The sequence below is a fragment of the Pseudomonas sp. PVC-5-1 genome (assembly GCF_057444345.1).
The window spans coordinates 5,231,936-5,253,326 of sequence record NZ_CM172024.1; the positions used below are offsets into that span (position 1 = coordinate 5,231,936).

21 protein-coding genes and 1 riboswitch are annotated in these 21,391 nt (G+C 63.3%); of the genes, 7 read left to right on the top strand and 14 right to left on the bottom strand.

Translation table 11 applies throughout. The features are described 5' to 3' along the window. Positions 1-39: 39 nt before the first annotated feature. On the bottom strand, positions 40-777 hold the full coding sequence (locus AC2T3R_RS23900) for a substrate-binding periplasmic protein (RefSeq protein ID WP_023661311.1): 738 nt from the start codon (positions 775-777) through the stop codon (positions 40-42). Positions 778-932: 155 nt separating this feature from the next. On the opposite strand from AC2T3R_RS23900, the gene AC2T3R_RS23905 reads away from it, so the two are divergent. Beyond that, positions 933-1,385: a GNAT family N-acetyltransferase gene (locus tag AC2T3R_RS23905; RefSeq protein ID WP_039612472.1), complete on the top strand. Its 453-nt coding sequence runs from the start codon at positions 933-935 to the stop codon at positions 1,383-1,385. Positions 1,386-1,475: 90 nt separating this feature from the next. Here the strand turns inward: AC2T3R_RS23905 and AC2T3R_RS23910 are convergent, their stop codons facing one another. The 9 genes from AC2T3R_RS23910 to tkt form a co-directional block, all read right to left on the bottom strand. Then, positions 1,476-1,772, bottom strand: coding sequence for a winged helix-turn-helix domain-containing protein (locus AC2T3R_RS23910; protein WP_013974495.1), 297 nt, complete (start codon positions 1,770-1,772; stop codon positions 1,476-1,478). 12 nt (positions 1,773-1,784) lie between these two features. Next, entirely contained in the window at positions 1,785-2,285 is a 501-nt protein-coding gene (locus AC2T3R_RS23915; RefSeq protein WP_486744358.1) for a M48 metallopeptidase family protein, read from the bottom strand. Between the two features lie 39 nt (positions 2,286-2,324). Further along, entirely contained in the window at positions 2,325-4,451 is a 2,127-nt protein-coding gene (locus AC2T3R_RS23920; protein WP_486744359.1) for a putative bifunctional diguanylate cyclase/phosphodiesterase, read from the bottom strand. A 261-nt stretch (positions 4,452-4,712) separates the two neighbouring features. After that, entirely contained in the window at positions 4,713-5,777 is a 1,065-nt protein-coding gene (gene fba / locus AC2T3R_RS23925) for a class II fructose-bisphosphate aldolase (protein ID WP_015272054.1), read from the bottom strand. 100 nt (positions 5,778-5,877) lie between these two features. Continuing rightward, positions 5,878-6,207, bottom strand: coding sequence for an MliC family protein (locus AC2T3R_RS23930; protein WP_015272055.1), 330 nt, complete (start codon positions 6,205-6,207; stop codon positions 5,878-5,880). Positions 6,208-6,367: 160 nt separating this feature from the next. Further along, a complete protein-coding gene (locus AC2T3R_RS23935; RefSeq protein WP_003257743.1) occupies positions 6,368-6,619 on the bottom strand; it encodes a hypothetical protein in 252 nt (83 codons plus the stop codon). Next, entirely contained in the window at positions 6,619-7,782 is a 1,164-nt protein-coding gene (locus tag AC2T3R_RS23940) for a phosphoglycerate kinase (protein WP_024087831.1), read from the bottom strand. The genes AC2T3R_RS23935 and AC2T3R_RS23940 overlap by 1 nt, the downstream gene beginning before the upstream one ends. Positions 7,783-7,794: 12 nt before the next feature. After that, positions 7,795-8,856, bottom strand: a complete 1,062-nt coding sequence (gene epd, locus AC2T3R_RS23945; protein WP_013974502.1) for an erythrose-4-phosphate dehydrogenase — start codon at positions 8,854-8,856, stop codon at positions 7,795-7,797. Positions 8,857-9,006: 150 nt separating this feature from the next. Further along, the gene (tkt, locus tag AC2T3R_RS23950) at positions 9,007-11,004 is read right to left on the bottom strand and encodes a transketolase (RefSeq protein WP_486744360.1); all 1,998 of its coding nucleotides are present in this window, start codon (positions 11,002-11,004) and stop codon (positions 9,007-9,009) included. 230 nt (positions 11,005-11,234) lie between these two features. On the opposite strand from tkt, the gene AC2T3R_RS23955 reads away from it, so the two are divergent. The 4 genes from AC2T3R_RS23955 to AC2T3R_RS23970 all read left to right on the top strand — a co-directional run bounded on the left by AC2T3R_RS23955 (position 11,235) and on the right by AC2T3R_RS23970 (position 15,807). Next, positions 11,235-12,227, top strand: a complete 993-nt coding sequence (locus AC2T3R_RS23955; protein WP_023661307.1) for an ArsR/SmtB family transcription factor — start codon at positions 11,235-11,237, stop codon at positions 12,225-12,227. 18 nt (positions 12,228-12,245) lie between these two features. Further along, positions 12,246-13,436 carry a methionine adenosyltransferase gene (gene metK / locus AC2T3R_RS23960; RefSeq protein ID WP_015272060.1) on the top strand — a complete coding sequence of 397 codons (1,191 nt, stop codon included), beginning with the start codon at positions 12,246-12,248 and terminating at the stop codon, positions 13,434-13,436. Positions 13,437-13,581: 145 nt separating this feature from the next. After that, positions 13,582-15,282, top strand: coding sequence for an NAD-dependent DNA ligase LigB (gene ligB, locus AC2T3R_RS23965; RefSeq protein WP_486744361.1), 1,701 nt, complete (start codon positions 13,582-13,584; stop codon positions 15,280-15,282). A 132-nt stretch (positions 15,283-15,414) separates the two neighbouring features. Further along, entirely contained in the window at positions 15,415-15,807 is a 393-nt protein-coding gene (locus AC2T3R_RS23970; protein WP_003257749.1) for a DUF1090 domain-containing protein, read from the top strand. A 135-nt stretch (positions 15,808-15,942) separates the two neighbouring features. On the opposite strand, the gene AC2T3R_RS23975 is transcribed toward AC2T3R_RS23970, so the two are convergent. Then, on the bottom strand, positions 15,943-16,389 hold the full coding sequence (locus AC2T3R_RS23975) for a c-type cytochrome (RefSeq protein WP_084785287.1): 447 nt from the start codon (positions 16,387-16,389) through the stop codon (positions 15,943-15,945). 119 nt (positions 16,390-16,508) lie between these two features. On the opposite strand from AC2T3R_RS23975, the gene mltA reads away from it, so the two are divergent. Continuing rightward, complete coding sequence (mltA, locus tag AC2T3R_RS23980) at positions 16,509-17,660, top strand: murein transglycosylase A (RefSeq protein ID WP_025340888.1); 1,152 nt, start codon at positions 16,509-16,511, stop codon at positions 17,658-17,660. Between the two features lie 141 nt (positions 17,661-17,801). On the opposite strand, the gene AC2T3R_RS23985 is transcribed toward mltA, so the two are convergent. Next, the gene (locus AC2T3R_RS23985) at positions 17,802-18,188 is read right to left on the bottom strand and encodes an MAPEG family protein (protein WP_015272065.1); all 387 of its coding nucleotides are present in this window, start codon (positions 18,186-18,188) and stop codon (positions 17,802-17,804) included. Positions 18,189-18,216: 28 nt separating this feature from the next. Beyond that, on the bottom strand, positions 18,217-19,050 hold the full coding sequence (locus tag AC2T3R_RS23990; protein WP_486744362.1) for an EamA family transporter: 834 nt from the start codon (positions 19,048-19,050) through the stop codon (positions 18,217-18,219). A gap of 292 nt (positions 19,051-19,342) precedes the next feature. On the opposite strand from AC2T3R_RS23990, the gene AC2T3R_RS23995 reads away from it, so the two are divergent. Next, positions 19,343-20,578 carry a cation:proton antiporter gene (locus tag AC2T3R_RS23995; protein WP_013974511.1) on the top strand — a complete coding sequence of 412 codons (1,236 nt, stop codon included), beginning with the start codon at positions 19,343-19,345 and terminating at the stop codon, positions 20,576-20,578. A 116-nt stretch (positions 20,579-20,694) separates the two neighbouring features. On the opposite strand, the gene AC2T3R_RS24000 is transcribed toward AC2T3R_RS23995, so the two are convergent. After that, positions 20,695-21,096, bottom strand: a complete 402-nt coding sequence (locus AC2T3R_RS24000; protein ID WP_003257757.1) for an acyl-CoA thioesterase — start codon at positions 21,094-21,096, stop codon at positions 20,695-20,697. 178 nt (positions 21,097-21,274) lie between these two features. Next, positions 21,275-21,371, top strand: a riboswitch (S-adenosyl-L-homocysteine riboswitch). Positions 21,372-21,391: the final 20 nt, after the last annotated feature.

Sequence of the window (21,391 nt, forward strand, 5' to 3'; positions counted from 1 at the left end):
CGGGCGTGCCCGCGAAGAGGCCAGAACAGGCGATAAAGATCAGAAGCCATGCTGGCGCATGAGCCGTGCATAGCTGCCATCCGCCTTCATCGCCGCAATCGCCTGCTCGAACCGCTCGACGATCCGCGCATGCTCCGGGTGCTTCAGGCTGACCAAGATATGCAGGGTGTTCTCCCCCAACGGCGGCTCCACCAGCATCACCCCATCGCGTACCTCCGGCAGTTCGCGCTGCAAGTTGTAACGGGCCACGTACTCGTCCTCCACCGCCAGGTCCACCCGCCCCGCCGCCAGCATGCGTACCGCAGAGGGAAAGTTGCGCACCGCCACCTTGTGCAGGCGGGTGTCGCGGTCGAACTCGGGGGAATAGGCGTAATCACGCACCACAGCGATGCTGTAGGGGTACAAGTCTGACTGGCGCTTGTAGCGAAACGCCTCGCCCTTGCGTTGCAACAGGCGAATGCGGTTGACCAGGTAGGCTTCGGAAAACTGCCCGATGCTGGCGCGCGAGTCGTTGTACCAGGCGTTGATCAGCACGTCGTAACGCCCCTCGCTCACCCCCAGCAGAGCGCGCGCCCAAGGTGCCTCTTCGACCCCACTGGTGTAGCCGGCCCGGGCCAGCGCCGTGGTGACGATGCTGGTCGCCAGGCCACCGCCCGGCATGCTGGCATCGGTGAACGGCGGCCAATTGTCGGCCACCAGACGCAGCTTTTCGCGCCCCAGGGCGGGTGTTGCAAGCATCATTGCCAGCAATCCCAACACACAAAACAGTGGCCGCATGCTCACGTCCTTTCGCAATGGAGGGCACACACTGCCGACGAGATTACACAAAGCCGTTGCCGAGGGCAGCGGCCAATAGTGTCATTTAGCCTCTATTTTGGCCGTGGCACATACATCATGCGATGATCGACGGCCCACTCAAGGAGTTCGCGCCAATGTCCATCGACTGGCTCTGCAAGCACCACACCGATCTCAGCAAGGACCAGCTCTATGCCATTCTGCAATTACGCACTGAAGTGTTCGTGGTCGAGCAGCGCTGCGCCTACCAGGAAGTCGATGGCCAGGACCTGACCGGCGATACCCTGCACCTGATGGGCTGGCAGGATGACAAGCTGGTGGCCTACCTGCGCCTGCTCGACCCGCAATCCCAAGGAGGGGATGTGGTGATCGGGCGGGTGGTGACTGCACCTGCGGCGCGCGAGCTGAAGCTGGGGCATACCTTGCTGCTCAAGGGATTGGAGGCAGCGGAGCATTGCTGGCCGGGGGTACCGGTCTATCTGTCGGCGCAGGCGCATTTGCAGGCGTTCTATGCCCGGCATGGGTTCGCGGTGGTGGGCGAGGAATATCTTGAGGATGACATTCCGCATATCGGGATGCGCAAGGGTTGAGATCGCCAGGGGTGCTTCGCACCCCTTTCGCGACACAAGGCCGCTCCTACAAGGGAATGCGATCACCTGTAGCAGCCGCCCCCCAGTGGATCAGGGATACCCCAGCACTTCGCGAACCTGCCGCAGGTGCTGGATGATCCACTGCTTGTCGATCGCCCCCCAGTCATGAATGCGGTAATGCCCGGCGTGGTTGCGCGCGCCTTCCTGCTGTTCGAACTCGCAGACGATATCCAGGTCGGCTAGTGCCGCAATGGTGTCCTGGGCGGTGCGCCGGGGCATGCCGGTGGCTTCCATCAGGGCCGGAACGCTGGTCGCGGTCTGGCTGTCGATCAGCCAGGCCACGTACAGGCGGCGGTAGAAGCTGCTCTTGGTCTTGCTCACTTCCATGCTGCGTGGTCCTTAACAGTTGCCCGGCAGCTCCCGATAGGTCAGGTAGACGCGCAGGTCGAATTCCAGTTGGTGGTAGTCCGACTCCATGTGCTGGCAGAGCTGGTAGAACGCCTTGTTGTGGTCGCGCTCGCGCAGGTGTGCCAGTTCGTGCACCACGATCATGCGCAAGAACTGCGGCGCGGCCTCCTTGAATAGCGAGGCAATGCGGATTTCCTTCTTCGCCTTGAGCTTGCCACCCTGCACCCTTGATATCGCCGTATTCAGGCCCAGGGCCCGATGGGTCAGGTCAAGACGATTGTCGAACAGCACCTTGTCCAGGTTGGGCGCGCTGCGCAGGTATTGCTGGCGCAAATCCTGGGCGTAGCCGTACAACGCCTTGTCGCTCTGCACGTCATGGCGGTCGGGGTAGCGGCGCTGCAGGTACTCGCCCAGGCGGTCGCTGTCGATCATCTGCCGCACTTGCTGCTGCAGGTGCGGCGGATAGGCTTGCAAATATCGTAATACGGTCATGGCGCTGCATTCGGTGTAACGAATGCCGATTCTAGCCAATCATGGCCCCGGCCAGGAGAAAATCGCCGGGAAGCTGCTGGCATCCGTAGCGGTCATCGGGTAAGCCACCAGGAACCCCTGCACGTACTCACAGCCATTGGCTTTGAGCCAGGCTGCCTGAGCCGGGGTTTCCACCCCCTCGGCGATCACCGTGATGCTGTAGTCGAGGCACAGGCCGATGACGCTGCGCACCAGCGCGGCATCCACCACCGAGTCGGGCAAGCGCGCCACCAGGTGGCGGTCGAGCTTGAGGGTATCGATCGGCAGGTCGCGCAACATGCGCAACGAACAGTCGCCGGCACCAAAGTCATCCAGCGCCACCCGCACACCCAGCTCACGCAAGCGGTGTATCTGTTTCACTGCCGCATCGATGTTGTACATCAGCGAGGTTTCCGCCACTTCCACCTCCATCTGCGCCGGGTCCAACTGGTAAAGCTGGATGACCCGGTGCAGTTCGTCGACCAGGCTGGGCATGGCGAACTGCGCGCGGCTCAGGCTGATACCCAGCACCAGGTCCGCCGAGAAACGCTGGCACCAGGCCTGGCGCTGTGCCGCGCCCTGGCGGTAGATCCAGCTGGCCAGGCGGTTGATCAAGCGCGCCTCTTCCAGCAACGGGATGAACAGCCCCGGCGGTACGTCGCCGACACTGGGATGCTGCCAGCGCAACAAGGCCTCGAAGCCACGCAGGCGGCCATCGATGAAGCCGACCTGCGGTTGATAAACCAGAGTGAAGTCTTGCTGCTCCACGGCCGTGCGTACGCTGTCCTCGAGCATCAGCCGCGAACGTGCCCTGCCATTGAGTTCCTGATCGTAGAAGCGATATTGCTGGCGCCCGGCCTGCTTCGCTGCGTACATCGCCGCATCGGCCGCGCGCAGCAGGCCTTCGACATTGGCCCCGCAATCCGGATAAGTGGCGATGCCAATGCTCACCCCAAGGCTCACATCCAGCCCTTCCACCTGGTGGCTGATGGAAATGCGTTCCAGCAACCGCTCGGCATAGCGCCCGGCCTGCTCCGGGTAAGGCAGGCTGTCGAACAGTGCAGTGAACTCGTCCCCGCCCATGCGCGCCAGCAGCGCTTCACTGCCCAGGCAATCCTTGAGCTGTTCAGCCACCCAGTGCAGCACCCGGTCGCCCGCGTCGTGGCCGAGCGAGTCGTTGATACGTTTGAAGCCGTCCAGATCCATGTACATCAGCGCCTGCGCCTTGTCCGAGCGCTCGTTGCGCAGCAGCGCACCTTCGGCGGCCTGGTAGAACCCGCGGCGGTTGAGCAGGCCGGTAAGCGGGTCGGTGACGGCCTGGTACTCCAGCTGCTGGTGCAGGTTGCGCACCACCGACATGTCCAGCACGGTGACCACCATGGCCTGTTGCTCGGCCGGCAGTGGAGCACAGGACAACGCCACCGGCACCAGCTCCCCGCCAAGGGTACGCAGCTGGGCATCGTGAACGCGGAAGATGCGCCCCCCCAGGTAAGCCTGGTAGAACTCCGACTCGTTCCACAAGCAGGCACTGGCCAGTTGCACCAAATCGAGCAGATGGGCGCCCCGCAACTGCTGCACTGGCGCTGATAGCAAACGGGAAATGGCCGGGTTGGCAAAGCTGATGATGCCTTGGGCATCCACCACCAGAATGCCCTCGGCAGCGTTCTCCAGGATCGACGCGTTGAACGCCCTGGCCGTTTCCAGCTCACGGGTCAGGCGCTGCAGCATGCGCCGATTGCGCTGCTGGTCGAGCAGGGCCTGAACCTTGGGTTTGAGAATTTGCGGGTCGAACGGTTTGAACATGTAGTCCACGGCGCCACTGGCGTAGCCCTTGAGCACGGCCGCTTCGGACTGTTCATTGGCAGTGAGGAAAATGATCGGAGTCAGCCGGGTGCGCTGGCTGCCGCGCATCAGTCGGGCGACTTCGAAGCCGTCCATCTCCGGCATCTGTACATCCAGCAGCACCAGGTCGACATCGTGCTCGAGCAAAGCACCCAGGGCTTCCATCCCCGAGTTTGCCGTCAACACCTGCCAATCCTGACGGGCCAGCAATGCCCGCATGCTGATGAGGTTTTCGGGGTAATCGTCTACCACCAGAAGAACCGAGTTGCCATCCAGTGGCTGAGGGTGAGGTTGAGCGCCATCCATGCTGCTTCTCTATTATGTGACCGACTTCAAAATACGGTTGGATCCACTAGTACTCTAGACCTGAGCGGATAACACGCAATGCAATCAGAACGCTATCAGTGCCTCAACTCTACGGTAGCCGACTAACGGTCGCTCTGCCGGGAATATGTACCGCCCTCTTCGCAAGCATGCCGGCAAAGAGGCCTACACCGAGGCAAAGTTCTAACACCCAAAAATGAAAAAACCCGCATCGCTGCGGGCTTTTTCATTAATACCAGAAGATCAGTTGACCTTGGCGGCCAGCTCACCTTTCAGGTAGCGCTGGTACATGCCTTCCAGGGAGATCGGCTTGATCTTCGAGGCATTGCCAGCGGTGCCGAAGGCTTCGTAACGAGCGATACACACGTCACGCATGGCCTTGATGGTTTCACCGAAGAACTTGCGCGGGTCGAACTCGCTCGGGTTCTGCGCCATCAGGCGGCGCATGGCACCAGTGGAAGCCAGACGCAGGTCGGTGTCGATGTTGACCTTGCGCACGCCGTACTTGATACCTTCGACGATTTCCTCGACCGGTACACCGTAGGTTTCCTTGATGTCGCCGCCGTACTGGTTGATGATCGCCAGCCACTCTTGCGGCACCGAGGACGAACCGTGCATCACCAGGTGGGTGTTGGGGATGCGCTTGTGGATTTCCTTGATGCGGTCGATGGCCAGCACGTCACCGGTTGGTGGCTTGGTGAACTTGTAGGCACCGTGGCTGGTACCGATGGCGATGGCCAAGGCGTCGACCTGGGTCTTCTTGACGAAGTCGGCAGCCTCTTCCGGGTCGGTCAGCATCTGGCTGTGGTCCAGCACGCCTTCGGCGCCGATGCCGTCTTCTTCACCAGCCATGCCGGTTTCCAGCGAACCCAGGCAGCCCAGCTCGCCTTCTACCGAAACACCGCAGGCGTGTGCCATGGCAACAGTCTGCTGGGTAACGCGAACGTTGTACTCGTAGTCGGTCGGGGTCTTGCCATCTTCACCCAGCGAGCCGTCCATCATCACCGAGCTGAAGCCCAGCTGGATCGAGCGCTGGCAGACGTCAGGGCTGGTGCCGTGGTCCTGGTGCATGCACACCGGGATATGCGGGAATTCTTCGATGGCCGCCAGGATCAGGTGACGCAGGAACGGGGCACCGGCATATTTGCGGGCACCGGCCGAAGCCTGGACGATCACCGGGGAGTCGGTCTTGTCGGCCGCTTCCATGATGGCGCGCATCTGCTCGAGGTTGTTGACGTTGAAAGCTGGTACGCCGTAACCGAACTCGGCGGCGTGGTCCAGCATCTGGCGCATGCTAATGAGTGCCATTGTGTATCTCTCTCCCGACAAGCGTCGTTTGTTTCGTGCAAGCCTGCCGCAGGGGCGGTTGCTGTTCAAGTAGTGTGGGCCACCCTCGCGGCCCGGCCAGTCACGGTGCCTTGCAGCCCCGCCCAATCAGATCGTTGGTTGCCACCCAGTACACCAGGCCTTCTTCGCCCTTGGTATGGAAGGCCAGCATGCCATCGCTGTACAGCGCACCCGAGGCACCCGGCTCGGCCTTGAGCCGGTAGACCTGGTCGCCGCCACCAAGGCGCACATCGACCTGATCGCGCTGCACATCGGCGAAGCGCCACAGCACTTCAGCCTGAGTGTCGCAGACCCAGCGGGTCCAGTCGTCTGCCGGAGCGGGTTGCGCCGGCTTCAGCAGCGAGCATCCTGCCAGTGTCGCCAGGGCCGTCACGGCCAAAAGCGCTTTCATTCAGTTTCCTCGATTGGGGGCTGCTGTGCAGCCCTTCGCGGGCTTGCCCGCTCCCACAGGTCAAGCGCTGTACCTGTGGGAGCGGGCAAGCCCGCGAAGGGCCGCACAGCGGCCCCTACCTCAAGACCACAAATCAGCCTTCAGGTTGCCTGTTACCCGATCAAGGGCAACCCGGCGCCTTGCGCTGGTGGTCTTCGTCGTACTTTTCCAGGCCTTCCGGGCCCACGCGCTTGCTGATGACCGGCACGGTCTCGGCCTGCCACTCGGACTGGTAGCAACCGCCCTTGGGCGGCTGCGCCGGGTCGGTATCCGAGGCCGGGCTGCCGGCGCATGCGCTCAGCAGGCCAGCCAGCATCATCACAGGCAATTGCTTGACCATCAGGCCGCTCCCTTTGCCAAGCGCCGACGTCATCAGGCCTTGGCCCGCTCTTCCAGGATCGCCACGGCCGGCAGTACCTTGCCCTCGACGAATTCGAGGAAGGCGCCACCACCGGTAGAAATGTAGGAGATATCGGCGCCAACGCCATATTTGTCGATGGCAGCCAGGGTGTCACCGCCACCGGCGATGGAGAACGCGGCGCTGTCGGCGATGGCCTTGGCCAGCACCTTGGTGCCGTTGCCGAACTGGTCGAACTCGAACACGCCGACCGGACCATTCCACAGGATGGTCTTCGACGACTTCAGCAGCTCGGCGAAATTGGCTGCGGTTTGCGGGCCGATGTCCAGGATCATGTCGTCAGCGGCAACGTCGGCAATGGCCTTGACGGTGGCTTCGGCGCTCTCGGCGAACTCCTTGGCAACCACGACATCGACCGGCAGAGGCACGCTGACCTTGGCAGCGATGGCCTTGGCGGTATCGACCAGGTCAGGCTCGTACAGCGACTTGCCTACCGGGTGGCCGGCTGCGGCAAGGAAGGTGTTGGCGATGCCACCACCGACGATCAGCTGGTCGCATACCGAGCTCAGGCTGTTCAGCACATCCAGCTTGGTGGAGACCTTGGAACCGGCAACGATGGCCGCCATCGGCTTGGCCGGGGCCTTCAAGGCTTTGCCCAGGGCATCCAGCTCGGCTGCCAGCAGCGGGCCGGCAGCAGCGACCTTGGCAAACTTGGCAACACCATGGGTCGAACCTTCGGCACGGTGGGCAGTACCGAAAGCGTCCATGACGAACACGTCGCACAGGGCGGCGTATTTCTGCGCCAGCTCGTCGGCGTTCTTCTTCTCGCCCTTGTTGAAGCGCACGTTCTCGAACAGTACCAGGTCACCAGCCTTGACCTCGACACCGTCCAGGTAGTCGGCAACCAGCGGTACGTCGCGGCCCAGGGCCTTGCTCAGGTAGTCGGCGACTGGCTTGAGGCTGTTCTCGGCAGAGAACTCGCCCTCGGTCGGGCGGCCCAGGTGCGAGCAGACCATTACCGCCGCGCCCTTCTCCAGGGCCAGCTTGATGGTCGGCAGCGCTGCCAGGATACGCGCGTCGCTGGCTACCACACCGTCCTTCACAGGCACGTTGAGGTCTTCGCGGATCAGTACGCGCTTACCTTGCAGGTCGAGGTCGGTCATCTTCAACACGGTCATGAATGCAGTCCTTCAGGGCTGTTTGTTGCGGGTTGGGTGGACGACGTGCAGATAGTGTTCGGCAACGTCGAGCATACGGTTGGCGAACCCCCATTCGTTGTCGAACCAGGCCAGCAGGTTCACCAGGCGAGGGCCGGAAACACGGGTCTGGCTGGCATCGACGATCGCCGAATGCGGGTCATGGTTGAAATCACAGCTGGCGTGGGGCAACTCGGTGTAGGCCAGCAAGCCTTTCAGCGGGCCTTCCAGCGCTGCCTCGCGCAGCACCCGGTTGACTTCGGCCGCGCTGGTATCGCGGGCGGTCTGCAGGGTGATGTCCAGGCACGAGACGTTGACGGTCGGTACGCGTACCGCTTTGGCCTGGATTCGCCCGGCAAGTTCCGGAAGCAGGCGCTCGATGCCACGCGCCAGACCAGTGGACACCGGGATCACCGACTGGAAGGCCGAACGCGTGCGGCGCAGGTCTTCGTGGTGGTAGGCGTCGATCACCGGCTGGTCGTTCATCGCCGAGTGGATGGTGGTGATCTGCACGTACTCGATACCGAATGCCTGGTCCAGCACGCGCAGCAGCGGCACGCCGCAGTTGGTAGTGCAAGAGGCGTTGGACACCAGGCGCTCGTTGCCAGTCAGACAGGCCTGGTTGACGCCGTAGACCACCGTGGCATCGACATCGGCCTCGCTGGCCATCGGCTGCGAGAACAGCACCCGAGGCGCGCCGGCGTCGAGGAAGCGCTGGCCATCGGCGCGGGTGTGGTAGGCGCCGGAGCACTCCAGCACCAGGTCGATGTCCAGGGCGGCCCAGTCGATGCCTTCGGGGGTGGCACTGCGCATCACCTTCACGCAGTCGCCATTGATATGCAGACAGTCGCCATCGACCTTCACCTCACCGGGGAAACGCCCGTGGGTGGAGTCGAAGCGTGTCAGGTATTCCAGGCTGGCCTGGTCGGCCAGGTCGTTCAGCGCGACGATCTCGAAACCGGCCTTTGCCCCCCGCTCGAACAGCGCGCGCAGGACACAGCGGCCGATACGGCCATAACCGTTGAGTGCAACTTTGTAGGGACGCAGGTGGGGCATAGGTAGCTCTTGAACTCCGGCAGTTGAACGGGGCCGCTGCGCAGCCCATTCGCGGCACAAGGCCGCTCCTACAGGGGACGGCGTGCGCAATACCCTGTAGGAGCGGCCTTGTGCCGCGAACGAGGGCCAAAGGCCCTCGCCTTCCTTGTATCAGTCTTCCAGCAGCTCTTCGGCAGTACCGAGGATGTTCTCCAGGGTGAAGCCGAACTCTTCGAACAGTGCCGAAGCCGGCGCCGACTCACCGTAGGTGGTCATGCCGATGATACGACCTTCCAGGCCGACGTACTTGTACCAGAAGTCGGCGTGAGCGGCTTCGATGGCGATACGCGCACCTACTTCCAGCGGCAGCACGGACTGCTTGTAGGCAGCGTCCTGGGCATCGAACACGCTGGTGCACGGCATGGAAACCACGCGCACCTTGCGGCCTTGTTCGGTCAGCTTGGCGTGCGCCTGAACAGCCAGGCCCACTTCGGAACCGGTGGCGATCAGGATCAGCTCAGGCTCGCCGGCGCAGTCCTTGAGCACGTAGCCGCCGCGGCTGATGTCGGCGATCTGCTGGGCGTCGCGGTCCTGGTGCTGCAGGTTCTGGCGCGAGAAGATCAGCGCCGAAGGGCCGTCCTTGCGCTCCAGGGCGTTTTTCCAGGACACGGCGGATTCCACCGCGTCGGCTGGGCGCCAGGTGTCCAGGTTCGGCGTGCTGCGCAGGCTGGTCAGCTGCTCGATCGGCTGGTGAGTCGGGCCGTCTTCGCCCAGGCCGATGGAGTCGTGGGTGTAGACGTGGATCACGCGCTGCTTCATCAGCGCCGACATGCGCACGGCGTTACGGGCGTATTCCATGAACATCAGGAAGGTCGCGCCGTAAGGCACCAGGCCACCGTGCAGGGCAACGCCGTTCATGATGGCGGTCATGCCGAACTCGCGAACGCCGTAGAACACGTAGTTGCCGCTGGCGTCTTTGGCTTCGACACCCTTGCAACCCTTCCACAGGGTCAGGTTGGAACCGGCCAGGTCGGCCGAACCGCCGAGGAACTCCGGCAGCAGCGGGCCGAAGGCGTTCAGGGCGTTCTGGCTGGCCTTGCGGCTGGCGATGGTTTCGCCCTTGGCGGCCACTTCGTTGATGTAGGCCTGGGCCTTCTCGCTGAAGTCGGCCGGCAGCTCGCCGCTGTCACGGCGCTTGAACTCGGCAGCCAGCTCCGGGTAGGCCTTGGCGTAGGCGTCGAAGCGCTGGTTCCAGTCGGCTTCAACCTTGGCACCGGCAGCCTTGGCGTCCCACTCGGCATAGATGTCGGCCGGGATTTCGAACGGGCCGTGGTTCCAGTTCAGTTCCTTGCGAGCCAGGGCGATTTCGTCGTTGCCCAGCGGTGCGCCGTGGCAGTCTTCCTTGCCCTGCTTGTTCGGCGAGCCGAAACCGATGATGGTCTTGCAGCAGATCAGGGTCGGGCGCTCGCTCTTGCGGGCGGTCTCGATGGCGGTCTTGATCTCGTCGGCGTCATGGCCGTCGACGTTGCGGATCACCTGCCAGTTATACGCTTCGAAGCGCGCCGGGGTGTTGTCGGTGAACCAGCCGTGCACTTCGCCGTCGATGGAAATGCCGTTGTCGTCATAGAAGGCGATCAGCTTGTTCAGGCCCAGGGTGCCGGCCAGCGAGGCGACTTCGTGGGAGATACCTTCCATCATGCAGCCGTCGCCGAGGAACACGTAGGTGTGGTGGTCGACGATGTTATGGCCATCACGGTTGAACTGGGCGGCGAGCACTTTTTCGGCCAGGGCGAAGCCCACGGCGTTGGCGATACCCTGGCCGAGCGGGCCGGTGGTGGTCTCCACGCCTGGGGTGTAGCCGTATTCCGGGTGGCCCGGGGTGCGGCTGTGCAGCTGGCGGAAACCTTTGATGTCATCGATGGTGACGTCGTAGCCGGTCAGGTGCAGCAGCGAGTAGATCAGCATCGAACCGTGGCCGTTGGACAGCACGAAGCGGTCACGGTCGGCGAAACTCGGGTTGCTCGGGTTGTGCTTCAGATAGTCGCGCCAAAGCACTTCGGCGATATCCGCCATGCCCATGGGGGCACCTGGGTGGCCGCTGTTGGCCTTTTGCACGGCATCCATGCTGAGGGCACGAATGGCGTTGGCACGTTCACGACGGCTGGGCATCGCTGATCTCCTAGGGGGCTTGAATAGGTGGTGTCACAAAAAAAGGCGGCCATTTTCGCCCACTGGGGGGGCTTGGGGCAATGACGTATGGTCACAGTCGGGGGATTTTCCTGCGATTGGCATTCAATTCGGGAGTAAAACCGGGCGAACCATCCCGCTCATCACTCAATATCAAAACTTTTTGATATTGCCCTTGCTAGGGCAACGATGCCTGTCTAGACTGCCGCACCATGAACCTCCGCGCGCAATCGATCCCCGAGCAACGCGAAGCATTGGCTGCCCTGTGCAAAGCCAGTGGCGACGAGTTGCGCCTGAACGTATTGCGCGCCCTGGCCAACGACTCGTTCGGCGTGCTGGAGCTGGCGCAGATCTTCGATGTGGGCCAATCGGGCATGAGCCACCACCTGAAGGTGCTGGCCCAGGCAGAGCTGGTGGCGACCCGCCGCGAGGGCAATGCCATCTTCTACCGCCGCGCCTTGCCCGACAGCCTGCGCCTAGGCGGTCGGCTGCACGCGGCGCTGCTCGAAGAGGTGGACGACCTGACTCTTCCGCCTGACGTGCAGGCGCGTATCGCCCAGGTGCAGCAACGCCGCGCAGCCACCAGCCAGGACTTCTTCCTGCGCGTGGAAGAGAAGTTCCGCGCCCAGCAAGACCTGATCGCCGGCCTGCCGCAGTACCGCGAAAGCCTGCTGGCGCTGCTCGACAAACTGAATTTCGACCCGGCCGCCAGCGCCCTGGAGGTCGGCCCCGGTGACGGTGGCTTCCTGCCCGACCTGGCCCGGCGCTTCGCCCAGGTCACCGCCCTGGACAACAGCCCGACCATGCTTGAACTGGCGCGCCAGGTGTGCAAGCGCGAAGGGCTCGACAATGTGAACCTGCAGTTGGCCGATGCACTGGGTGCAACGGATGTGGCCGCCGACTGCGTTGTGCTGAACATGGTGCTGCACCATTTCAGCGACCCGGCCCTGGCCTTGCGCCAGCTGGCCAAACGGGTGAAGGCAGGCGGCAGCCTGCTGGTAACCGAACTGTGCAGCCATGACCAGGGGTGGGCGCGCGAAGCCTGCGGCGACCTGTGGCTTGGCTTCGAACAGGACGACCTGGCCCGTTGGGCCAACGCCGCCGGGCTGGCCCCCGGGGACAGCCTGTACGTGGGCTTGCGTAACGGTTTCCAGATCCAGGTCCGCCATTTCCAGCGGACGGCTGGCGACATACAACATCGGTAAATTTCAGGAACCTTCGAGATGAGCGAATACTCCCTTTTCACCTCCGAGTCCGTGTCCGAAGGGCATCCGGACAAGATCGCCGACCAGATTTCGGACGCCGTCCTTGATGCCATCATCGCCCAGGACAAATACGCCCGCGTAGCCTGCGAAACCCTGGTCAAGACCGGTGTCGCCATCATCGCCGGCGAAGTGACCACCTCCGCCTGGGTCGACCTGGAAGAGCTGGTGCGCAAGGTCATCATCGACATCGGCTACAACAGCTCCGACGTCGGTTTCGACGGCGCCACCTGCGCCGTGATGAACATCATCGGCAAACAGTCGGTGGACATCGCCCAGGGCGTCGACCGCTCCCGCCCGGAAGACCAGGGCGCCGGTGACCAGGGCCTGATGTTCGGCTACGCCAGCAACGAGACCGACGTGCTGATGCCGGCACCGATCTGCTTCTCGCACCGTCTGGTCGAGCGCCAGGCCGAAGCGCGCAAATCGAAACTGCTGCCATGGCTGCGTCCGGACGCCAAGTCGCAGGTCACCTGCCGTTACGAAAATGGCAAGGTGGTCGGCATCGACGCCGTGGTGCTGTCGACCCAGCACAACCCTGAGGTTTCGCAGAAAGACCTGCAGGAAGCCGTGATGGAGCTGATCGTCAAGCACACCCTGCCTGCCGAACTGCTGCACAAGGGTACCCAGTACCACATCAACCCGACCGGCAACTTCATCATCGGTGGCCCGGTGGGTGACTGCGGCCTGACCGGGCGCAAGATCATCGTCGACTCCTACGGCGGCATGGCCCGCCATGGTGGTGGCGCGTTCTCCGGCAAGGACCCGTCCAAGGTCGACCGTTCCGCCGCCTACGCCGGCCGCTACGTGGCCAAGAACATCGTCGCCGCCGGCCTGGCCGAGCGTTGCGAGATCCAGGTGTCGTACGCCATCGGCGTGGCCCAGCCGACCTCCATCTCGATCAACACCTTCGGTACCGGCAAGGTCTCCGACGACAAGATCATCCAGCTGGTGCGCGAGTGCTTCGACCTGCGTCCTTACGCCATCACCACCATGCTCGACCTGCTGCACCCGATGTACCAGGAAACCGCTGCCTATGGCCACTTCGGCCGTACCCCGCAGCAGAAGACGGTCGGCGACGACACCTTCACCACCTTCACCTGGGAGCGCACCGACCGCGCCCAGTCGCTGCGTGACGCTGCCGGCCTGTAAGTTTCCTACGGTGCTGGACGAAAGCCCCTGCCGAGCAATCGGCAGGGGCTTTTTTGTGACATATGGGCTGACAAACGCTGCATGGCGACCCGCACGCTACCTGCCTAGGCTGAGGGCTCACACCCGCCATGCAAGGATGCTGGCCATGCCGCTCATGCTGCTTTTCGCCCTACTGTTGACGTTGAATGCTCCCCTCGCCCGTGCCGCCACATGTCCCACCTGGAACCCGCAACAAGTCGAGGCTGAAGTGAGCCGACTGCGCGCCACGCTTGCCCGCTGGGACGACCATTATCATCGTAAGGGCATCGCACTGGTGGCCGATGAACTGTACGACCAGAGCCGCCAGCGCCTGGCGCACCTGCAGCAATGCTTTGGCATCGCGGCCACCCCGTCCCCGCTGGCCAGCGCTGGCGGGCCAATCCCGCATCCGGTGCCGCATACCGGCGTCGACAAGCTGGCCGACCGCCTGGCTGTAGAACGCTGGCTGGCCGGCAAGGCCGATGTCTGGGTGCAGCCAAAGGTCGATGGCGTAGCGGTATCCCTCATCTACCGACAGGGCCGACTGGTGCAGTTGATCAGCCGGGGGGACGGCGTGCAGGGGCACGACTGGAGCCGCCACATCCCCCTGCTCGACGCAATCAACCGGCAGCTGCCCCAGGCCATCGACCTGCAACTGCAGGGCGAACTTTACCTGCGCCTGGATGCGCATGTGCAAGCCCAGGCAGGCAGCGCCAACGCCCGAGGGACGGTTGCCGGGCTGCTGGCTCGCAAGCAGCTGAGTGGTGAGCAAGGCAAGCGCATCGGCCTGTTCGTGTGGGACTGGCCGCAAGGCCCCGAGCAGCAGGCCGAACGCCTCGCGAAGCTGGCGGAACTGGGCTTTGCGCACAGCCAGGATTACAGCGTCGCCATAGAATCAGCGGACGATGCCGCGCACTGGCGTGAGTACTGGTACCGCTCACCCCTGCCCTTCGCCACCGATGGCGTGGTGTTGCGCCAAGGCGTCCGGCCGCCGGCCGAGCGCTGGCAGGCCAAGGCACCCTACTGGATCGCGGCGTGGAAGCACCCGTACACGCAGGCCCTGGCCGAAGTGCGCGAAGTACGCTTCCGCGTTGGCCGCACAGGCAGGGTCACGCCAGTGTTGCACGTGCTGCCGGTTACCCTGGACGACCGGCGAATCACCCAGGTGAGCCTGGGCTCGCTGGCACGCTGGCTCAAGCTCGACATCCGCCCCGGTGACCAGGTGGCCGTCAGCCTTGCCGGGCTGACGATCCCGCGCCTGGAGCAAGTGGTGCACCGCGCCGTCGAGCGCCAACCGGTAACCGCACCAGCGCCCGGCCAACATCATGCCCACAGTTGCTGGCAGGCCAGCGAAGGCTGCGAGGACCAGTTCATTGCCCGCCTCACCTGGCTCAGCGGCAAGCAGGGGCTGGCCCTGCCGCGCACCGGCCCCGGCACCTGGCGCCGACTGGTGTCTGCCGGGCTGGTGACCTCGATGACCGACTGGCTGCATCTGGATGCCGAGCGCCTGGGCCAGGTAGCGGGTATCAGTGACGCAACGGCTGCGCAGTTGCTGGGCAGTTTCGAGCAAGCCCGCTCACGGCCCTTTGCCCAATGGCTGCGCGGGCTGGGCGCACCCACGCCCACCGGCATGCAGGTGACAGGCGACTGGCTGGAGCTTGCTGCCCGCACAAACCTTGAATGGCAAGCCATGTCCGGTATCGGCGAAAAGCGCGGGCGACAGCTTGCAGGATTTTTTGCGACCACCGAGGTTCAAGCCATTGCAACGCAGCTGGCCAAGGCAGGGATCGACGGATTCCGGATCGACAAGCAAAGCATCGAGCAATGATTATTTACCAATTTATCCGTAGGAAAATCCCGAGATTAAGCCGGAAAACCCCAACAAGGGTTTCTAAATGGGCAAAACCAAGGCAGGATTTCCCCCAACTTTTGCTGCCCCGCCCCCTCAAGGAGGCTTTTCATGAAACGTATTTCGACCCTTTTCCTGATCGCGACACTGGGCCTGGCCGCTGGTGCCGTACAAGCCGCCCAGCCGGATGCCGGCCTGACCGGTTGCGCCGCCAAGCGTAGCGCCATCGAGAACCAGTTGAAGATTGCCCGTGACCACGGCAACAACGAACAGGCCGCAGGGCTTGAAGAGGCACTGCGAGGGGTAGACAACTGCACCGATGCCAGCCTGCGCAAGGAACGTGAGCAGAAGGTGCTCGACGCACGTCACGAAGTGGCGCAGCGGGAAAAGGACTTGAAGAAAGCCGAGAAGAAAGGCGATTCGGAGAAGATCAACAAGCGCAAGGACAAGCTGGCCGAGTCGCGCAAGGAACTGCAGGAAGCGGTGGAGGATCTGGATCGCTGACAGAGATTCGAATACTGCGTTGCCTTTACTGGCCTCATCGCCGGCAAGCCGGCTCCCACAGGTACTGCATTGCATTCAAGGGCAGCGTGATACCTGTGGGAGCTGGCTTGCCGGCGATGAGGTCGCAACAGGCCATCAATGATTACGAAACTCGGAATGACAGGCCTTGCAAGCCGCTTCGACCTTGTCCATCGGCGCCTTCAACTGCGCAGCGTCCAGCGGCTGGCCGCGGGTGACATCGACCAGTTCGCCAGTGACGCCTTCCAGCTGCCGGGCCAGGTCATGAAAGCGCGCCTGACGCTCCCATACCTCGGCACGCGCGCTACTGTCGCCACCATCACGCGCCTGTGGGAAGTGCTGCCAGGGCTGGTGCGAAAGGTTGTCCAGCTTCAGCGCACCGTCGGCAAACTTCACCCCGTCGAACGGCAACCGCCCACGCAACATGCCGCCCAGGTCTTCGCTGGTCTTGAGCATGTCCTTGAAGATCACCTTGCGCTTGCCCAGCGGGGAGTTCGGGTCAACCCGGTCACAACCACCCAGGGCCAGTGCTGCCAGCAGAACAACGGTCAATCGCTTCAACATCACGGTCACTTCGGCTTACGCAAATGGGCGGCCAGTATCGCTGTCCAGCGGCGAAAGACCAATAGCCACATAAAAAACAGGGGCGAATATCCGTGTTCACCCATAACAGGAACGTACTCATGAAATCTGCCCTGCGCCATCTGGCCTGGACACTCCCGGCGCTGGCCCTGCTGGCCGGCTGCAACGGTGGAGAAAGCGCCAAACCCGAGCCCCATGCCATCGCCACCTACGCCAATGCCACCTGGCAGGATTTGCCCGCCGTCAGCGACAGCGACCTGGTGGCGGGCTTCCAGGCCTGGCGCAACGGCTGTGAAAAGCTCAAGCGCGACACCGTCTGGGCCAGCACCTGCGAAGCAGCCGCCAGCGTGCCCGACAATGCCTTGCAGGTGCGCGCCTTCCTGCAACAGAACCTGCAGGTATACGGCCTGCGTTCGGCCGAAAACAATGCCAACGGCCTGATCACCGGTTACTACGAACCGGTCTACCCTGGCAGCCTGAGCCAATCGGCAACCAACCACGTGGCGGTCTACGGCATCCCCGACGACATGATCGTGGTCGACCTGGCCAGCGTGTACCCCGAACTCAAGGGCAAGCGCCTGCGCGGTCGCCTCGATGGCCGGGTGCTCAAGCCCTACGACACCGCCGAGGTGATCAACCGTGACGGCGTCAAGGCACCGGTGCTGGCCTGGCTGACCGACCCGATGGACCTGCAGTTTCTGCAGATTCAGGGTTCCGGCCGGGTACAACTGGAAGACGGGCGCCAGCTGCGCCTGGGTTACGCCGACCAGAACGGCCACCCCTACCGGCCGATCGGGCGCTGGCTGGTGGAACAGGGCCAGTTGAAGAAGGAAGAAGTGAGCATGGGCGCCATTCATGCCTGGGCCCAGGCCAACCCGCAGCGGGTGCCGGAACTGCTCGCCAGCAACCCCAGCTACGTGTTCTTCAGCACCCGCCCGGACAGCAACGAAGGGCCGCGGGGTTCGCTGAACGTGCCGCTGACCGCTGGCTACAGCGTGGCCATCGACCGCAAGGTGATTCCGCTGGGCAGCTTGCTGTGGTTGTCCACCACTCGCCCGGACGGTACGCCGGTGGTACGCCCGGTGGGGGCTCAGGATACCGGTGGGGCAATTACCGGTGAGGTGCGCGCGGACCTGTTCTGGGGCACCGGGCCGCAAGCCGGAGAACTGGCCGGGAACATGAAGCAGCAGGGGCAGATCTGGATGCTGTGGCCCAAGGGCAAGCCGCTGCCCGAGGTGCCGAAAGTGCCTTGATCGGCGGTGGATTCTTCGCGGGCTCGTCGGACCGCCGCACCGCCGCTCCCACCGGTACACCACAGGATTCAAGGGCTGTGATGTACCTGTGGGAGCGGCGGTGCGGCGGTCCGACGAGCCCGCGAAGAAGGCGACGCGATCTCAGATGGAAACCACGAAGAACGCCACGATCATCGCCATCCCGGCAAACCACACCAGCGATCGCAGCATGGCCCAGTCAGCCAGGTAACAGATGATGTAGAGCAGCCGGCTGGTGATGTACATCACCCCCAGCACATCCTGGGTCACCTGCTCGGCATTGCCGACGATATCCGCCACCAGCACCGCCGCGGCAAATGCCGGGAAGGCCTCGTAACTGTTCTGCTGGGCAGCATGCGCGCGCCGCGGCAGCCCGGACAGGGTATCCAGGAAGGCACGCGGGTCGTGGTTGTCGCGCAGTCGGAAGCGGCCACTACCGGCCTTGGCTATCAACGCGCACAGTGGCGGCAAGAGCAGCGCGATCAGGATGCACCACAGGGCAACAGTCATGGACAGGACTCCTTGTTCAGTCTTCGGGTCAAAGCTTCATTACCAGCATGCCGGCCAACACCAGCCCGCAAGCTAGGAGTCTCGGCCCGCCAAAAGGTTCTTTCAGGTAGCGCATGCCCAGCAGCACCACCAGAATCACACTCAACTCCCGCAACGCCGCCGCTTCGGCCACCGACCCCAAGTGCATGGCCCACAGCACCAGCGCGTAACTGAGCAGTACACACAGCCCCACCGCCAGCCCCAGGCGCCACTGAAGGCGCCAGAACAACATGAATGGCGCACGTCGCGCCACGCTGGCCAGCAACGGGAAGGGCCAGGCACTGAGCAAGGTCAGCCATACCAGATAATCCCAAGGCTTGCCCCACAAGCGCACGGCCTGGCCGTCGAACCAGGTGTAGCAACCAATGCACAGGCCGATCAGGGCAACCACCGGCAGCATCGACCAGGGCAGCCGGTCACCGCCACCGCCCTGCCACAACAGGCAGGCCATGCCACAGGGGATCAGCAGGATGCCAATGATCTGCTGCTGGCTCAGCGATTCGCCGGCAAAGGCCAAGGTCAGCCCCAGCACCACCAGCGGCGACAGCCCGCGCATCAGAGGATAGACCAGCCCCAGGTCGCCCACGCGGTAGGCCTGGATCAACAGGAAGCGGTACAGCTGCTCGGCCAGCGCCGAAGCCAGCAGCCAGGGCCAAATGTTAGTCGGCGGTACCTCGACGAAGGGCACCGCCAGCACCGCGAAAGCCAACGCCACCGTATCCATGCTGGCGATCACCAGCAGGCGCTCGCCGCTGAATTTGATCAGGGTATTCCAGGTCGCATGCAGCAGGGCAGCGACCAACACCAGGGATGTTGCCAGCACGCCTTCTTATCCTTGTGGCTTTTTATGGCTGGGACTATATAGCGTTCGAGGGCCGCTGTGCGGCCCAATCGCCGGCAAGCCAGCTCCCACCTCGACCGCGTCGCTTTCAAGGTTGATGCAGTACATGTGGGAGCTGGCTTGCCGGCGATAGGGCTGCGTAGCAGCCCCCTTGGATGGGAACGTTTCAAACGAATCCGGTCAAACCCTGTGTCCCGAACCCCGCGCCAGGTCATCAAAGAACTGCCCGAGCCATTCGGGTTACGACTTGGAAGCCACTGTTACAGGATTCGGGATGCTTGAACTAGTTGCCGCGTTTATCTGCCTCACCACCCTCCTCACCTATGTAAATTACCGTTTCATCGGCCTGCCCCCTGCCATCGGCGTGATGGTCACGGCGCTGCTGTTTTCCCTGATGCTGCAGGGCCTGAGCCTGATCGGCTTCCCTGGCCTGGAAGCGCGCGTCGAAGGGCTGATGAACCAGATCGACTTCAATGACCTGCTGATGCACTGGATGCTGGCGTTCCTGCTGTTCGCCGGCGCCTTGCACGTGAACCTTTCCGACCTGCGCAGCTACCGCTGGCCCATCGGCCTGCTGGCCACCGTCGGCGTACTGATTGCCACCGTCGTCATCGGCTACCTGTCGCACTGGGTGTTCGCCCTGTTCGGCTGGCAAGTGCCGCTGATCTACTGCCTGCTGTTCGGTGCGCTGATCTCGCCCACCGACCCGATCGCCGTGCTTGGCGCGCTACGTACCGCCAACGCCTCCAAACCACTGAAAACCACCATCGTCGGCGAGTCGCTGTTCAACGACGGCACCGCGGTAGTGGTGTTTACCGTGTTGCTGGGCATCATCCAGTTGGGCGAAACGCCGAGCATGACCGACACGGCGATCCTGTTCGCCCGCGAGGCCATCGGCGGGGTGCTGTTCGGCGGCCTGATCGGCTATGCCACCTACCGCATGATCAAGAGCGTCGAGCAATACCAGGTGGAAGTGATGCTGACCCTGGCGCTGGTCATCGGCGGCTCGGCAATGTGCTACGAACTGCACGTTTCGGCGCCGATCGCCATGGTGGTGGCCGGGCTGATAATCGGCAACCTGGGGCGCAACCTTGCGATGAACGACATGACCCGTCGCTACATGGACGGCTTCTGGGAGCTGATCGACGACATGCTCAACGCCTTGCTGTTCGCGTTGATCGGCCTGGAGCTGTTGCTGCTGCCTTTCAACTGGATGCACATGGTAGCCGGCGGCGTGCTGGCGCTGGCGGTGCTACTGTCGAGGTTGCTGACCGTGGCCCCGGCGATCGTGCTGCTGCGGCGCTGGCGCCCGGTGCCCAAGGGCACGGTACGGGTGCTGACCTGGGGTGGCTTGCGCGGTGGGGTGTCGGTTGCCCTGGCACTGTCGCTGCCACTGGGCGAAGAACGTGACCTGCTGCTGTCGATCACCTACATCGTGGTGCTGTCGTCGATCCTGGTGCAGGGGTTGAGCATCGGGCGGGTGGTGCGCAAGGTGAGCGCTCAGCCTTGAGAATGCAGGGCCGCTTTGCGGCCCTTTCGCGACACAAGGCCGCTCCTACAGGAGATTGCATTCCCCTGTAGGAGCGGCCTTGTGTCGCGATGGGCTGCAAAGCAGCCCCAGAATGTTCATTCCACTGCCGAATCCGGGAACTGGTCCTGGATGTACTTGATCTCGGTCCGCCCATGCGCCGCCGGCAACCCATCCTCGCCAAGGTTGACGAAGACCATCTTGTCGACCGTGAGGATGGCCTTGCGGGTGATCTTGTTGCGCACTTCGCACTTGAGGGTGATCGAGGTACGGCCGAACTCGGTGGCAGTGATGCCCAGCTCGATGATGTCGCCCTGACGCGAGGCACTGACGAAGTTGATTTCCGATATGTACTTGGTCACCACACGCTGGTTGCCCAACTGGACGATGGCGTAGATCGCAGCCTCTTCGTCGATCCAGCGCAACAGGCTGCCACCGAACAAAGTGCCATTTGGGTTGAGGTCTTCGGGTTTAACCCACTTGCGGGTATGAAAGTTCATCTGTACTCCTGACCTGCTTGGCTAACGTGCAGCAATGATGGCAGAGCGGCCGCTGTCGCTCCATTGAACATCGACTATCGTCGCGATTAATCGACAGAAAACCTTGGGCAAGCCGACGGGCGCGGCTATAATCTTCGCCGCTTCACATGGCCGCCCACAGCGGCGCCATGCCCGCCACCCGTCCGAGGGGCGCTGCAGCAGGCTAGGCCTGTCAGGCTCGGATGGGGCGTTGCTCGCTCTCGCGAGCGCTTAACGCACAACGGCGCCCATTCGCACACTACGAATGGAGGCTCTC